Source organism: Cupriavidus sp. FW305-46 (assembly GCF_058787075.1).
Window position 1 is genome coordinate 42,869 of record NZ_JBYSZI010000016.1, and the last position, 14,685, is coordinate 57,553.

Below are 14,685 nucleotides of genomic sequence, written 5' to 3' on the forward strand. Positions count from 1 at the left end.
ATTCGCTTAAACCTGCCGCATAAACCACGCCGCAATGGATCCATTCGCAAAAGAAACCCTTCCGGTCTCCCTCGAAGAGGAAATGCGCCGCTCCTATCTCGATTACGCCATGAGCGTGATCGTGGGCCGGGCGCTTCCTGATGTGCGGGACGGCCTGAAACCGGTGCACCGGCGCGTGCTGTTTGCGATGCACGAGCTCAACAACGACTGGAACCGACCCTACAAGAAGTCGGCCCGTATCGTCGGTGATGTGATCGGTAAGTATCACCCGCACGGCGATACCGCAGTCTACGACACCATCGTCCGCATGGCGCAGGACTTCTCGCTGCGCTACATGCTGGTCGACGGCCAGGGTAATTTCGGTTCGGTCGACGGCGATAACGCCGCGGCCATGCGTTATACCGAAATCCGCCTGGCGAAAATCGCCCACGAGATGCTGTTCGACATCGACAAGGAAACCGTCGATTTCGACAGCAACTACGACGGCTCTGAAAAAGAGCCTTCGATTCTGCCGGCGCGTATTCCCAATCTGCTAATCAACGGTTCGTCCGGTATTGCGGTGGGCATGGCCACCAATATCCCACCACATAACCTGAATGAAATCGTCGATGGCTGTCTGCACCTGCTGCGCAACCCGCAGGCGACGGTGGATGAGCTGATTGAATTGATTCCGGCGCCTGATTTTCCGACCGCCGGGATTATCTATGGCATCCAGGGCGTTCGCGAAGGCTATCGCACCGGCCGCGGCCGCGTGGTGATGCGGGCCAAGACGCACTTCGAGGACATCGACCGCGGCCAGCGCCAGGCGATCATCGTCGATGAGCTGCCCTACCAGGTCAACAAGCGCACCTTGCTCGAGCGCATCGCCGAACTGGTCACTGAAAAGAAGATCGAGGGCATTTCCGACATCCGCGACGAGTCGGACAAGTCTGGCATGCGCGTGGTGATCGAGCTCAAGCGCAATGAGGTGCCTGAGGTTGTTCTCAACAACCTATATAAGAACACCCAGCTGCAGGACACCTTCGGCATGAACATGGTGGCGCTGGTCGACCGCCAGCCGCGCCTGCTGAACCTGCGCCAGATGCTGGAGTACTTCCTGGCGCACCGGCGCGAAGTCGTCACCCGCCGCACGGTGTTCGAGCTGCGCAAGGCGCGCGAGCGCGGCCACGTGCTGGAAGGCCTGGCCGTGGCGCTGGCCAATATCGACGAATTCATCGCCATCATCAAGGCCGCACCGACGCCGCCGATCGCCAAGCAGGAACTGATGGCGAAGGCATGGGATTCGGCCCTGGTCCGCGAAATGCTTGCGCGCGCCGAAGGCGAGACCCCGGGCGGCCGCGCCTCCTATCGTCCGGACGGGCTGCCGCCGGTGTTCGGCATGCAGGCAGACGGCCTGTACCGCCTGTCGGATGGCCAGGCGCAGGAAATCCTGCAAATGCGCCTGCAACGCCTCACCGGGCTCGAACAGGACAAGATCGTCCAGGAATATCGCGACATCATGGCGGTAATCACCGACCTGCTGGATATCCTGGCGCGGCCGGAGCGTATTACTGCCATCATCATCGACGAACTCACCGCTATCCGCGCCGAATTCGGCGACGAGCGCCGTTCGCAGATCGAGCTGAACGCGACCGAGCTGGACACCGAAGACCTGATCACGCCGCAGGACATGGTGGTCACGCTGTCGCACAGCGGCTATATGAAGAGCCAGCCGATTTCCGAGTACCGCGCGCAAAAGCGTGGCGGACGCGGCAAGCAGGCGGCAGCGACCAAGGAAGACGACTGGATCGACACGCTGTTCGTGGCCAATACCCACGACTACATCCTGTGCTTCTCCAACCGCGGCCGGCTCTACTGGCTGAAGGTGTACGAGGTGCCGCAGGGCTCCCGCAACTCGCGCGGGCGCCCGATCGTCAACATGTTCCCGCTGTCCGAAGGCGAGAAGATCAATGTGATCCTGCCGGTCAAGCAGTTTGACGCCGAGCACTTCATCTTCATGGCCACCGCCCGCGGCACGGTCAAGAAGACCGCCCTGACCGAGTTCTCCAATCCGCGCAAGGCCGGCATCATTGCGGTCGACCTGGACGAGGGCGACTACCTGATCGGCGCGGCCGTGACCGACGGCCAGCACGATGTGATGCTGTTCTCCGATGCCGGCAAGGCCGTGCGCTTCGACGAGAACGACGTGCGTCCGATGGGCCGCCAGGCGCGCGGCGTGCGCGGCATGAACCTTGAAGACGGCCAGACCGTAATCGCCATGCTGGTGGCGCCGGCCGAGACCGCCGAAGAGGCTGAGGCGGGCATGCGCGGCAGCGTGCTGACCGCGACCGAGAACGGCTACGGCAAGCGCACCCCCATTGCTGAGTACACTCGACACGGCCGCGGCACCAAGGGCATGATTGCGATCCAGACGAGCGAGCGCAATGGCCGTGTGGTGGCGGCAGCACTGGTTTCGCCCGAGGATGAGATCATGCTGATCACCACCGGCGGCGTGCTGATCCGTACCCGCGTGGCTGAAATCCGCGAAATGGGCCGCGCCACGCAGGGTGTCACGCTGATCAACGTTGACGAAGGCACCAAGTTGTCCGGGCTGCAGCGCATCGTCGAAAGCGATGCCGACAACGGTGCCGGTGGCGACGAGGCTGAAGACGCCGACGGTGCAGAAGGTGCTGCCGGGGCCGACTTGGACGCTAATCCGTAAGACAAATCGTAAATTGTTGCAACAATAGGACGCCAGCCGGAACTCGCCTCGCGGCTGTCCGGACTAAAACGGACGTATTTACCAGGGAGTCACAATGCTCAAAACCTATCGACGTATCGCAGTTCTGGCCGCTTTCGTTCCGACCTTCATGATGGCGCAGCACGCCCATGCGCAGGATGCGGAAAAGACAGCAGCCATCAAGGAACTGCTTTCCGTCATGCAGGCTGACCAGGCCGTCAAGGGCCAGGCCGAAAACTGGCAGCAAGGCGCCAAGCAGGAAGCTCCGCTGGTGCTGGAACAAGTGCTGGTCGAGAACAAGACCCTGAACGACAAGCAGAAGCAGGCCGCTGTCGAAAAGCTGAAGAAGAACGGCGCGGTGCAGCGCATGGTTGACGGCGCCGGCTCGGCGTTCAGCACCGATGGCTTCCGCAAGGACGCGATCCAGGCGCACTACGATGCCTTCGGCAAGTACTACTCGACGGCGGAACTCAAGGACCTGACCACCTTCCTTAAGTCGCCGACCGGCCAGAAGTTCATGGCCAACCAGGGCAAGGCGACCCAGGAGATCTGGGGTTCGATGATGCAGAAGTACGGCCCGCAGGTCGGCAAGTCGATGCGCGACGCCGCAGAGAAGGAAATCACCGCCGCTTCGAAGTGATGCTGGCGTGATCCGCGACTGAATCAGACCGCCGCCCGCCTGCAGCCTTGCAGGCAAGTGCGGCCCCGGGGCTTGGCCCCGGGTGCCCAACGGGGCGCGGGTTTGAGGGATAATGGCTGCTTGGGTAACACCGGCAGCCATTTTTCCATTCCCCGTCTCATGAACGATCCCCAGAATCCCGCTCTTGCCGGCATGATGCAGCGTGCATTGGCCGAACGTGTCTACAACTTCTCCCCTGGCCCGGCGGCGCTGCCCGCCGAAGTGCTGCAACAGGCTGCCGAGGAGATGCTGTCCTGGCACGGGACCGGGGTTTCGGTGATGGAGATGAGCCACCGCAGCCGCGAATTCGAAAGCATCCATAACGAAGCGATCGCTGACCTGCGCGAGTTGCTGCACATCCCCGCCAATTTCAAGGTGCTGTTCCTGCAAGGCGGCGCCATCGGCGAAAACGCCATCGTGCCGCTGAACCTGATGCGGCTGCGCAGCGCCGAGCAGCCCAAGGCCGATTTCGTCGTCACCGGCACCTGGTCGGTCAAGACCGAGCAGGAAGCCCGCCGCTATGGCGCGGTCAATATCGCTGCCACCAGCGAGGCGCAGAAATTCCACCGCATCCCCGACGTTGCGGACTGGAAACTGTCGGACGATGCCGGCTACGTGCACCTGTGCACCAACGAGACCATCGTCGGCGTGGAGTTCCAGGACATTCCCGATATCGGCCAGGTCAAGGGCGACCGCGTGGTGGTGGCGGACGCTTCCAGCCATATCCTGTCGCGCCCGATCGACTGGTCGCGCGTGCAGGTGGTCTACGGCGGCGCGCAGAAGAATATCGGCCCGGCCGGCGTCACCATCGTGATCGTGCGCGACGACCTGCTCGGTCATGCCCACCCGCTGTGCCCGTCGGCATTCAACTGGCGCCTGGTGGCCGAGCACAACTCGATGTACAACACGCCGCCGACCTATGCGATCTATATCGCCGGCCTGGTCTTCAAGTGGCTCAAGCGCCAGGGCGGCGTGCCCGCGATCGAGCAGCGCAATATCGCCAAGGCGTCGGCGCTGTACAACTACCTGGACCAGAGCGATTTCTATCGCAACGAGATCCATCCGAGCTGCCGCTCGCGCATGAACGTGCCGTTCTTCCTGGGCGACGAATCGCGCAATGAAGCGTTCCTGCAGCAGGCGCGGGCCAACGGCCTGGTGCAGCTCAAGGGACACAAGACCGTGGGCGGCATGCGCGCCAGCATCTATAACGCGATGCCGCTGGAAGGCGTGATGGCGCTGGTCGATTTCATGCGCGAGTTCGAGCGTACGTCCGCCTGACGCGCATTCCCGCTGGCTGCCCGCGCACGTCAGGCACAGTGCGCCGGCAGGCAGAGGTCAGTTTTTCTCCGGCCGCCGCGCCCCGGCGGCCCACCGGATTCATACAAAATGACAAGCCAAGACCGCACCCCCGCGCGCGAGGAGACGCCGCCCAACGAGCAGCAGAACGATAGCCACCTGAGCGAAGCCGAGCGCAAGCTGTCGGTCGAGCTGAGCCCGCTGCGCGAGCAGATCGACACCGTTGACCGCGAACTGCTGGCGATGCTGAGCCGCCGCGCCAAGCTGGCACTCGAGGTCGGCGAGGTCAAGAAGAAGTACGGCGCGCCGGTGTTCCGCCCGGAGCGCGAGCTGCAGGTGATCCGCAAGGTGCAGGGCGCCAACCCCGGCCCGTTGCTGGGCGAAAGCGTTGCGGCGATCTGGCGCGAGGTGATGTCCGCATGCCGCGGGCTGGAAAAGCCGCTGGAAGTGGCTTTCCTCGGCCCGGCCGGCACGTTCTCCGAGCAGGCGCTGTATGCGCACTTCGGCCATGAGGTGTCGGGCGTGCCTTGCCCGAGCATCGACGAGGTGTTCCGTGCCGTCGAGGCGGGCACGGTCGAGTACGGCGTGGTGCCGGTCGAGAACTCCACCGAGGGCGCGGTGTCGCGCACGCTCGACCTGTTCCTGCAGACCTCGCTGAAGATCAGCGGCGAGATCGCGCTCAAGGTGCACCACAACCTGATGGCATCCACGCCCGACATGCAGGGCGTCACGGTGGTGCGCGCGCATGCGCAGGCACTGGCGCAGTGCCAGCACTGGCTGACCGCCAACTATCCGCACCTGGAGCGCCAGGCGGTGTCGAGCAATGCCGAGGCCGCGCGCATGGCCAGCGAAGACCCGACCGTGGCCGCGATTGCCGGCGAGTCCGCCGCCAACCGCTATCACCTGCATATCGTGCGCACGCATATCCAGGACGATCCCCACAACCGCACGCGCTTTGCCGTGATCGGCCGCTATGAGACCGAACCGTCGGGCAGCGACCAGACCTCGATGATCCTGTCGGTGCCCAACAAGGCCGGCGCGGTGTACCAGCTGCTGGCGCCGCTGGCGGAGAACGGTGTTTCAATGTGCCGCTTCGAGTCGCGCCCGGCGCGCAGCGGCGCGTGGGAGTACTACTTCTACGTCGACGTGGAAGGGCACCAGCATGAGCCGGCAGTGGCGCGCGCGATCGAAGAGCTGCGCCGCAACGCGGCTTACCTGAAGGTGCTGGGCTCGTATCCGTCGAGCAAGTAAGGCAGCCAGGCAAGAACAAGGAGACGAGATGGCAGAGCAGGGTAAGCAAGGCGGCACGGTGTTCGGACCCGGCTATGTGCGGGCGATTTCGCCGTACGTTGCCGGCAAGCCGATTTCGGAAGTCGCGCGCGAGTTCGGCCTGGACGAGGCCGGCATCGTCAAGCTCGCCTCTAATGAAAATCCGCTCGGCATGCCCGAGTCGGCCCGCCGCGCGGTCGCCGATGCGGTGGCTGAACTCGGCCGCTACCCGGATTCCAACGGCTTTGCGCTGAAGGGCGCGCTGTCGGCGCGCTTCGGCGTGCCCGCCGACTGGCTGACGCTGGGCAACGGCAGCAACGACATCCTGGAGCTGGCCGCGCATGCGCTGGTGGAGCCGGGTCAGTCGATCGTCTATGCCCAGTACTCGTTCGCGGTCTACGCGCTGGCCACGCAGGAGATCGGCGCACGCGCCATCGAAGTGCCCGCGCGCGACTACGGCCATGACCTGGAGGCGATGGCCGCGGCGATCGCGCCGGATACGCGCCTGGTCTTTATCGCCAACCCGAACAACCCGACCGGCACGTTCGTGCCGGCCGCGCAGATCGAAGCCTTCCTGCAGCGGGTGCCGGCCAATGTGGTGGTTGTGCTGGACGAGGCGTACAACGAATACCTGGATGCCGACCAGCAATATGATTCGCTCGCCTGGGTGCGCCGCTACCCGAACCTGATGGTGTCGCGCACGTTCTCCAAGGCCTATGGCCTGGCGGGCCTGCGCATCGGCTACGCGGTGGCGCAACCGGAGCTGTCGGACCTGCTGAACCGCATCCGCCAGCCGTTCAACGTCAACAGCGTGGCGCAGGCCGCGGCCATCGCGGCGCTGGGCGATGCCGGGTTCCTGCGCCGCAGCGCCGAGCTGAACCGTGCCGGCAAGCGCCAGCTGACCGATGCCTTCGACCGGCTCGGGCTGGAATACGTGCCGTCGTCCGGCAACTTCGTGATGGTGCGCGTGGGCGATGACGACGGCGCCGGCGCGCGCGTCAACCTGGCCTTGCTGAAGCAGGGCGTGATCGTGCGGCCGGTGGGCAACTACAACCTGCCGCGCTGGCTGCGCGTGACCATCGGCCTGGCCGAGGAGAACGCGGCCTTCATCGCGGCGCTGGAGCGGGCGCTGGCGTGAGCGCGGCTACAATCGCGGCGTTTCGCTGCAGGCTGCTTGCCTGCCTCGTTGCCAATCATCGATTTACCTCGGCCTGGTCCGAGCCACTGCCCCTAGCGGCCTGAGATTGTGAGTGCATTGCATTTTTCCCGTGTTGTCATTGTCGGTGTCGGCCTGATCGGCGGCTCGCTCGCGCTGGCGCTCAAGCGCGCCGGCGTGGTGGGCACGGTGGTCGGGGTGGGGCGCTCGCCGGCGTCGCTGCAGAAGGCGCTGGATCTTGGCGTGATCGACGAGGCCGCGACGCTGGCGGATGCCGCGCGCGGCGCCAGCGTGATCGTGCTGTGCGCGCCGGTGGCGCAGAACTTTGCGCTGCTGCACGCGCTGGAGCCGCACCTGCAGCCGGGCACCATCGTCACCGATGCCGGCAGCACCAAGTCAGACGTGATCATGGCGGCCAAGACGGCGCTCGGCGACAAGGTCGCGCAGTTCGTGCCGGCACACCCGATCGCCGGGCGCGAGCTCAACGGCGTGGAGGCGGCGCTGCCGGACCTGTACCTCGGCAAGAAGACCGTGCTGTGCCCGCTGCAGGAAAACTCGCGCGCCGATGTCGCCGCGGTGCGCGCCATGTGGGAAAGCGCCGGCGCAGAATGCCATGTGATGTCGGCAGTGCAGCACGACGCGGTGTTTGCCGCGGTCAGCCACCTGCCGCACGTGCTGTCGTACGCGCTGGTGGCGCAGGTCGCCAATGCGGAAGATGCCGCGCTGAAGCTGGGCTTCGCCGGCGGCGGCTTCCGCGATTTCACGCGCATCGCGGCCTCGTCGCCTGAGATGTGGCGCGACATCTGCGTGGCCAACCGCGACGCGCTGCTGCGTGAGCTGAATACCTACCAGTCGGTGCTGGCGCACCTGAAGGCGCAGATCGAGAAGGGCGACGGCGACGCGCTCGAACGCATCTTCGCGCGCGCCAGCAAGACCCGGCTGGCCTGGGGCGCAGAGCGTGCCGCGGGCAACCATACCGAACCCTGAACCAATAGCCTGACCGCGGCGCCCCGGCGCCCACGAAAACCATGGAACACCTGACGCTAGGCCCCCTGACCCGCGCCAACGGCACCGTCCGGCTGCCGGGCTCGAAGAGCATCTCCAACCGCGTGCTGCTGCTGGCCGCACTGGCCACGGGCGAAACCCGCGTGCGCGACCTGCTCGATTCCGACGACACCCGCGTGATGCTGCAAGCGTTGCGCACGCTCGGCGTGGCGTGGCGGCAGGAAGGCGACGACTACATCGTCACCGGCGCCGGGGGCAATTTTCCGAACAAGTCGGCCGAACTGTTCATGGGCAATGCCGGCACCGCGATCCGCCCGCTGACTGCCGCGCTTGCGCTGCAGGGCGGCAGCTACAAGCTGTCGGGCGTGCCGCGCATGCATGAGCGGCCGATCGGCGACCTGGTCGACGGCCTGCGCCAGGTGGGCGCCGTGATCGACTACCTTGGCAATGAAGGCTTTCCGCCGCTGCATATCCAGCCGGCCGGCATTCGCATCGACGCGCCGATCCGCGTGCGCGGCGATGTGTCGAGCCAGTTCCTGACCGCGCTGCTGATGAGCCTGCCGATGGCGCAATCCGACAGCGGCCGCATCGAGATCGAAGTAGTAGGCGAGCTGATCTCCAAGCCGTATATCGAGATCACGCTGAACCTGCTGGCGCGCTTCGGCATCGAGGTCGAGCGCCAGGGCTGGGAGCGCTTCGTGCTGCCGGCCGGCGCGGCTTACCGCTCGCCAGGCGAGATCTTTGTTGAGGGCGATGCGTCGTCCGCTTCCTACTTCCTGGCGGCCGGTGCGATCGGCGGTGGCCCGGTCCGGGTGGAAGGCGTGGGCATGGCCAGCATCCAGGGCGATGTGCGCTTCGCCGAGGCGCTCAACCGCATGGGCGCCAATGTGATGGCAGGTGACAACTGGATCGAAGTGCGCGGCACGGAACGCGACGACGGGCGCCTGCACGGCATCGAGCTGGACTGCAACCATATCCCCGATGCGGCGATGACGCTGGCGGTGGCGGCACTGTTTGCCGAAGGCACGACCACGCTGACCAATATCGCCAGCTGGCGCGTCAAGGAAACGGACCGTATCGCGGCGATGGCGACGGAACTGCGCAAGCTCGGCGCAGTCGTGGAAGAAGGGGCCGACTATCTGCGTGTGACGCCGCCGCAACCGTGGCAGACTCCGGCCGACGGCATTGGCACCTATGATGACCATCGCATGGCGATGTGCTTCTCGCTGGCAGCCTTTGGGCCGCTGCCGGTGCGGATCAATGATCCGGGCTGTGTGGCGAAGACGTTCCCGGATTACTTCAGCGTGTTTGCGGGCGTGACCGTCTAAGCGCTGGCCAGGTTGGCGTGGTCGCGCTGCGCCGGGGCGCGGTCGCGGGCAGTTCCGGCCTGGCGGCGCTCGCGCTTCTCCCAGTAGCAGTCGAAGAAGTAGTGGGCCACGGTATTGACGGCCGGCTCGATGAAGGTGATGGCACCGCTGATGGCGAGGCTGCCGGTCAGCGCATACGTCACGCTGAAAGCGATGCCGAGGTGCATGATGCCGAAAGTCAGGGTTTTTGCCATGGTAGATTGCCTCGCGACTGGACGGAAAGGGCATGGTGCCGCGGCTGCGGCGAAGTGCCATGAATCAAATGATAATGATTCTCAATTGAATTCACAATCAATCGTTTCTCTTGGTTTTATAAACAATGACTATCGTCAACGTCATCGCCATTGACGGGCCGACTGCCTCGGGCAAGGGCACTGTCGCGCACAAGGTCGCGGACGCCGTGGGCTTTCACCTGCTCGACAGCGGCGCCCTGTACCGGCTCGTGGCGCTGGCCAGCGACCGCGCCGGGATTGACCTGGCGGACGTGGACGCGCTTGCAAAGATCGCTTCCCGCCTCGATGTGAAGTTCGGCCCTGACCGCGTCTGGATGCAAGGCGAGGAAGTCAGCCTGGCAATCCGTGCCGAGGCGATCGGCAACCGGGCCTCGGCCATCGCCGTGCACCAGCCGGTGCGCGACGCGCTGACCCAGCTGCAGCGCAGCTTCCGCAAGCTGCCGGGGCTGGTCGCCGACGGCCGCGACATGGGTACTGTGATCTTCCCGGATGCGCCGCTCAAGGTGTTCCTGACCGCAAGTGTTGAGGCGCGCGCTCGCAGGCGCTATAAACAATTGATTGATAAGGGAATTTCTGCTAATATCGAAGACCTTTTGCGTGACCTTGAAGCGCGCGATGTACGGGATCGCACCCGCACCGCCGCGCCGCTTCGTCCCGCCGAGGATGCAAAGCTGCTGGATACCTCCGATATGACGGTGGACCAGGCAGTGGCGCAGGTGCTGGAGTGGTTTGCCGCTGTGCGGCCCGATGCATGAGATGCATGCGGGCGCATCAGTAGAAGCGGTGTACCCCGACGGCACCAGATGGCGCCAGCCCGGGCAAGGCTTGTGGCTGGCTTGTGTCAAACCTGACCCCGCTGCACTGGCAGACTGAGCGCGATAGTCGCGCCGGCCAGCGTATTGCGGATTTCACCTTACGTTTATGTCCGACCTGCAAACTAACGAATCCTTTGCCGCACTGTTCGAGGAATCCGTCGCCCGCTCCAATATGAAGGCTGGCGAAGTGATCTCCGCTGAAGTCGTGCGCATCGACCACAATTTCGTGGTCGTCAATGCCGGCCTCAAGTCCGAGGCATTCGTGCCGGTGGAGGAGTTCCTGAACGACCAGGGCGAACTCGAAGTGCAGGCCGGCGACTACGTCTCCGTGGCCATCGATGCGCTCGAGAACGGCTATGGCGACACCATCCTCTCCCGCGACAAGGCCAAGCGCCTGGCATCGTGGCTGAACCTCGAGAAGGCGCTGGAAGACGGCGAGATCATCTCGGGTACCGTGACCGGCAAGGTCAAGGGCGGCCTGACGGTGATGGTCAACGGCATCCGCGCGTTCCTGCCGGGTTCGCTGGTTGACGTGCGCCCGATCAAGGACACCACCCCGTACGAAGGCAAGACCCTGGAATTCAAGGTCATCAAGCTGGATCGCAAGCGCAACAACGTGGTGCTGTCGCGCCGCGCCGTGGTCGAAGCGACCCTGGGCGAAGAGCGCCAGAAGCTGATGGAAACCCTGAAGGAAGGCGCCATCGTCAACGGTATCGTCAAGAACATCACCGACTACGGCGCATTCGTGGATCTGGGTGGCATTGACGGCCTGCTGCACATCACCGACCTGGCCTGGCGCCGTGTCCGCCACCCGAGCGAAGTGCTGTCGGTTGGCCAGGAAATCACCGCCAAGATCCTCAAGTTCGACCAGGAAAAGAACCGCGTCTCGCTGGGCGTGAAGCAGCTGGGCGAAGATCCGTGGGTCGGCATCTCGCGCCGCTACCCGCAAGGCACCCGCCTGTTCGGCAAGGTGACCAACCTGACCGACTACGGCGCGTTCGTCGAGATCGAAGCCGGCATCGAAGGCCTGGTGCACGTGTCGGAAATGGACTGGACCAACAAGAACGTTGCCCCGTCCAAGGTTGTCCAGCTGGGCGACGAAGTCGAAGTCATGGTGCTGGATATCGATGAAGACAAGCGTCGTATCAGCCTGGGCATGAAGCAGTGCAAGGCCAATCCGTGGGACGATTTCTCGCGTAACCACAAGAAGGGCGACAAGCTGGCCGGCCAGATCAAGTCGATCACCGACTTCGGCGTGTTCATCGGCCTGCCGGGCGGCATCGACGGCCTGGTGCACCTGTCGGACCTGTCGTGGCAAGAGACTGGCGAAGAAGCCGTTCGCAAGTACAAGAAGGGCGACGAAGTCGAAGCCGTGGTCCTGGGCATCGACGTCGACAAGGAACGCATCTCGCTGGGCATCAAGCAGCTGTCGGGCGATCCGTTCAACAACTTCATCTCGGCCAACGACAAGGGTTCGCTGGTTCAGGGCACCATCAAGGCGGTTGACGCCAAGGGCGCCGTGGTCCAGCTGGCTGACGATGTGGAAGGCTACCTGCGTGCTTCGGAAATCTCCGCTGACCGTGTGGAAGACGCCCGCAACGTGCTGAAGGAAGGCGAGCAGATCACCGCCCTGGTGGTGAACGTCGACCGCAAGTCGCGCAACATCAACCTGTCGATCAAGGCCAAGGACAGCGCAGAGCAGCAAGAAGCGATGCAGAAGTTCCAGGCTGACACCGGCACGGCTGGCACGACCAACCTCGGCGCCCTGCTGAAGGCCAAGCTCGGCCAGGACAACCAGTAATCGCAGGCCCCCGCGCTTGCGCGTATGCCCATGACCAAGTCGGAGCTCGTCGAAAAACTGGCTGCCCGCTTCCCCCAGCTGCTGCTGCGGGACGCGGACATCTCGGTCAAAACGATACTCGACGCGATGTCCGAGGCGTTGGCCGATGGCCACCGCATCGAGATCCGCGGATTCGGCAGTTTTGGTCTGAACAAGCGTCCGCCTCGCGTGGGGCGCAATCCCAAGTCCGGCGAGCGTGTGCTGGTTCCCGAGAAACGGGTGCCGCACTTCAAGGCGGGCAAGGAATTGCGCGAACGGGTTGACCGCAGCCAGCCGGCGCCTCCGGGCGCCAATGGCAACGGTCATGCCGCCGGCACGGCCCAGGCCGTGCCGGGCAAGGTAGGCCAGGGCAGCGCTCCCGCTGCAGCGGCGGGATTGCACGAGGGTGGGCTGAATTTTGTCCGCTCTTCCTGATTGCCGGGTTTTGCCTGCTGCTTGTGTGGTTGAAAAAAGCGCCCCCCTTCGGGGCGCTTTTTCTATTTCTGCCGGCCTTACGCGCGCACCGAGACGGGTGGCGCATCGTGCGCAAGCGGCTTGCCGGCGTCTGGCGCCGGGCCGCAGCCCGGGCCGCATTACGGCCCGGTTACCGAATAGGTGAAGCGTATCCGTTACAATGCCGGGGTCTTTGCCGGACCTCGCGCGAGTGCGCCGGTGCCGCTTCCACGTCACGCTGAAACGCTGCCAACCGCATGAAACTGTTCGCCTGGATCGTCCGCATCGTCGTATTCGTGCTGCTGTTCGTGCTGGCGCTGCGCAATACCGCCGAAGCCTCGCTGCAGCTGTTCTTCAACGCCGTCTGGCATGCCCCGCTGATCCTGATCCTGTTCGCGGCCTTCGTGCTCGGCGCGGTCGCGGCACTGGCATCGATCGCGCCCAACCTGATGCGCCAGCGCATGGAGCTTGCCCGGCTGCGCCGCGCCCTGGCCGATGCCGGCGCGCAGGCGAGCGCGTCAGCGGCATCGCCGCCGTCGCCAACCTCGGCAGCAGCCGCCGCGCCGCGCGACGGCAAGCCTGTTCCCTATAACGTAGTCGGCCCGAAGGTCTGATCCATGATGTTTGAAACCTGGTGGCTGCTGGCGCTGCCACTTGTCTTTGGCCTTGGCTGGATGGCGGCGCGCTTCGATGTGCGCCAGCTGATCAGCGAGCAGGGCGCCTTGCCGCGCTCGTATTTCAAGGGCCTCAACTTCCTGCTCAACGAGCAACCCGACAAGGCCATCGACGCCTTTATCGAGGTCGCGCGGCTGGACCCGGAAACCACCGAGCTGCACTTCGCGCTGGGCGCGCTGTTCCGCCGCCGCGGCGAAACCGAGCGTGCCATCCGCGTGCACCAGAACCTGGCGACCCGCCCCGACCTGCCCGAGCCTGAGCGCGAGCATGCCTTGTTTGAACTGGGCGAGGACTTCCTGCGCGCCGGCCTGCTGGACCGTGCCGAGGAATCGCTGCGCCGGCTGATGTCGGGCCCGTACGCGGCGTCGGCCAAGCGCGTGCTGCTTGAGCTCTACGAAGTGGAGAAGGAGTGGCAGAAGGCGATCGAGGCCGCGCGCGAGCTGCAGACGCTGGAGCAGACCAGCTACAGCCTGCAGATTGCCCAGTTCTGCTGCGAGCTGGCGCAGGACGCGCTGCAGCGCAAGCGCCCCGAAGATGCGGTGAAGTGGCTCAACCAGGCCGTTGCCGAGAATCCTGCCAACGTGCGCGCCCCGATCCTGCTGGGCGACGTGGCCGCGGCCGCGGGCGACGCCCGCGCGGCGCTTGGCCACTGGCTTGGCATCGAGCGGCAGGATGCATCCTTCCTGCCGCTGGTGGCGGACCGCGTGGTCAAGGCCTACGCCAGCCTGCAGGAGGAGGGCGCCGCGCTGGAATGGCTGCGCGGCCTGCTCAAGGGCAAGCTGGCGCCGGAGGTGCTCGATACCGCCTACAAGGCGGAACTGGACGTGAACGGCCCGGAAGCCGCCGCGCGCCTGATGCGCGAACAGCTGCGCCGCCAGCCCACGCTGCTGGCGCTGACCAAGTATTTCGAGGCGCAGGCGGCGGTGGTCACGGCCGGCGCCCCGTCCGCGCAGCCGGCGGGTGCCGATGCCCCGGCAGAGGGTGCCGACGGCAACGACGGCAATGGCGAGCAAGCGCAGGAAACCACGGCCATCCGTGACCTGCTGCAGCTGCGCACGCGCAACCTCGCGCGCTACACCTGCCGCGAGTGCGGCTTCCGCGCCCGGCTTTTCTATTGGCAATGCCCGGGTTGCAACCGCTGGGAAACCTATGCCCCGCGGCGCTCCGAGACGCTCGGCTGAGCCCGGGCGGCCTGTGCA

General features: G+C 65.1%; 13 protein-coding genes. 12 read left to right on the forward strand and 1 reads right to left on the reverse strand.

Translation table 11 applies throughout. The features are described 5' to 3' along the window. Nucleotides 1–34: 34 nt before the first annotated feature. The 7 genes from gyrA to aroA all read left to right on the forward strand — a co-directional run bounded on the left by gyrA (nucleotide 35) and on the right by aroA (nucleotide 9,452). Nucleotides 35–2,701, forward strand: coding sequence for a DNA gyrase subunit A (gene gyrA, locus AC3WON_RS10325; RefSeq protein WP_492317451.1), 2,667 nt, complete (start codon nucleotides 35–37; stop codon nucleotides 2,699–2,701). 94 nt (nucleotides 2,702–2,795) lie between these two features. Then, the gene (locus tag AC3WON_RS10330; protein WP_010812962.1) at nucleotides 2,796–3,359 is read left to right on the forward strand and encodes a DUF2059 domain-containing protein; all 564 of its coding nucleotides are present in this window, start codon (nucleotides 2,796–2,798) and stop codon (nucleotides 3,357–3,359) included. A gap of 159 nt (nucleotides 3,360–3,518) precedes the next feature. Next, nucleotides 3,519–4,676, forward strand: coding sequence for a 3-phosphoserine/phosphohydroxythreonine transaminase (gene serC, locus AC3WON_RS10335; protein ID WP_492317449.1), 1,158 nt, complete (start codon nucleotides 3,519–3,521; stop codon nucleotides 4,674–4,676). Between the two features lie 108 nt (nucleotides 4,677–4,784). Next, nucleotides 4,785–5,945 (forward strand): prephenate dehydratase, encoded by a 1,161-nt coding sequence (gene pheA, locus AC3WON_RS10340; protein WP_492351750.1) that lies wholly within the window; start codon nucleotides 4,785–4,787, stop codon nucleotides 5,943–5,945. A gap of 28 nt (nucleotides 5,946–5,973) precedes the next feature. Further along, nucleotides 5,974–7,101: a histidinol-phosphate transaminase gene (gene hisC / locus AC3WON_RS10345; protein WP_492317447.1), complete on the forward strand. Its 1,128-nt coding sequence runs from the start codon at nucleotides 5,974–5,976 to the stop codon at nucleotides 7,099–7,101. Between the two features lie 108 nt (nucleotides 7,102–7,209). Further along, nucleotides 7,210–8,106 (forward strand): prephenate dehydrogenase, encoded by an 897-nt coding sequence (locus AC3WON_RS10350; protein WP_454750222.1) that lies wholly within the window; start codon nucleotides 7,210–7,212, stop codon nucleotides 8,104–8,106. 41 nt (nucleotides 8,107–8,147) lie between these two features. Next, a complete protein-coding gene (aroA, locus tag AC3WON_RS10355) occupies nucleotides 8,148–9,452 on the forward strand; it encodes a 3-phosphoshikimate 1-carboxyvinyltransferase (protein ID WP_492351751.1) in 1,305 nt (434 codons plus the stop codon). Here aroA and AC3WON_RS10360 read toward each other — a convergent pair. Beyond that, the gene (locus tag AC3WON_RS10360; protein ID WP_492351752.1) at nucleotides 9,449–9,685 is read right to left on the reverse strand and encodes a DUF2061 domain-containing protein; all 237 of its coding nucleotides are present in this window, start codon (nucleotides 9,683–9,685) and stop codon (nucleotides 9,449–9,451) included. The two genes, aroA and AC3WON_RS10360, sit on opposite strands and share 4 nt — an antisense overlap. A 125-nt stretch (nucleotides 9,686–9,810) precedes the next feature. Here AC3WON_RS10360 and cmk point away from each other — a divergent pair, with 125 nt between their 5' ends. From cmk to lapB, 5 genes are all read left to right on the forward strand, one after another. Then, nucleotides 9,811–10,479 (forward strand): (d)CMP kinase, encoded by a 669-nt coding sequence (gene cmk / locus AC3WON_RS10365; RefSeq protein ID WP_492317444.1) that lies wholly within the window; start codon nucleotides 9,811–9,813, stop codon nucleotides 10,477–10,479. A gap of 166 nt (nucleotides 10,480–10,645) precedes the next feature. Then, nucleotides 10,646–12,340 carry a 30S ribosomal protein S1 gene (gene rpsA / locus AC3WON_RS10370; RefSeq protein ID WP_010812954.1) on the forward strand — a complete coding sequence of 565 codons (1,695 nt, stop codon included), beginning with the start codon at nucleotides 10,646–10,648 and terminating at the stop codon, nucleotides 12,338–12,340. 30 nt (nucleotides 12,341–12,370) lie between these two features. After that, the gene (locus AC3WON_RS10375; RefSeq protein WP_010812953.1) at nucleotides 12,371–12,793 is read left to right on the forward strand and encodes an integration host factor subunit beta; all 423 of its coding nucleotides are present in this window, start codon (nucleotides 12,371–12,373) and stop codon (nucleotides 12,791–12,793) included. Nucleotides 12,794–13,068: 275 nt separating this feature from the next. After that, nucleotides 13,069–13,425, forward strand: coding sequence for a LapA family protein (locus AC3WON_RS10380; RefSeq protein ID WP_010812952.1), 357 nt, complete (start codon nucleotides 13,069–13,071; stop codon nucleotides 13,423–13,425). Between the two features lie 3 nt (nucleotides 13,426–13,428). Next, entirely contained in the window at nucleotides 13,429–14,667 is a 1,239-nt protein-coding gene (gene lapB, locus AC3WON_RS10385; RefSeq protein ID WP_492321409.1) for a lipopolysaccharide assembly protein LapB, read from the forward strand. Nucleotides 14,668–14,685: the final 18 nt, after the last annotated feature.

Coding starts and splice junctions, on each gene's coding strand:
- gyrA (WP_492317451.1), top strand. CDS start 35: ATGGATCCATTCGCAAAAGAAACCCTTCCGGTCTCCCTCGAAGAGGAA.
- AC3WON_RS10330 (WP_010812962.1), top strand. CDS start 2,796: ATGCTCAAAACCTATCGACGTATCGCAGTTCTGGCCGCTTTCGTTCCG.
- serC (WP_492317449.1), top strand. CDS start 3,519: ATGAACGATCCCCAGAATCCCGCTCTTGCCGGCATGATGCAGCGTGCA.
- pheA (WP_492351750.1), top strand. CDS start 4,785: ATGACAAGCCAAGACCGCACCCCCGCGCGCGAGGAGACGCCGCCCAAC.
- hisC (WP_492317447.1), top strand. CDS start 5,974: ATGGCAGAGCAGGGTAAGCAAGGCGGCACGGTGTTCGGACCCGGCTAT.
- aroA (WP_492351751.1), top strand. CDS start 8,148: ATGGAACACCTGACGCTAGGCCCCCTGACCCGCGCCAACGGCACCGTC.
- AC3WON_RS10360 (WP_492351752.1), bottom strand. CDS start 9,685: ATGGCAAAAACCCTGACTTTCGGCATCATGCACCTCGGCATCGCTTTC.
- cmk (WP_492317444.1), top strand. CDS start 9,811: ATGACTATCGTCAACGTCATCGCCATTGACGGGCCGACTGCCTCGGGC.
- rpsA (WP_010812954.1), top strand. CDS start 10,646: ATGTCCGACCTGCAAACTAACGAATCCTTTGCCGCACTGTTCGAGGAA.
- AC3WON_RS10375 (WP_010812953.1), top strand. CDS start 12,371: ATGACCAAGTCGGAGCTCGTCGAAAAACTGGCTGCCCGCTTCCCCCAG.
- AC3WON_RS10380 (WP_010812952.1), top strand. CDS start 13,069: ATGAAACTGTTCGCCTGGATCGTCCGCATCGTCGTATTCGTGCTGCTG.
- lapB (WP_492321409.1), top strand. CDS start 13,429: ATGATGTTTGAAACCTGGTGGCTGCTGGCGCTGCCACTTGTCTTTGGC.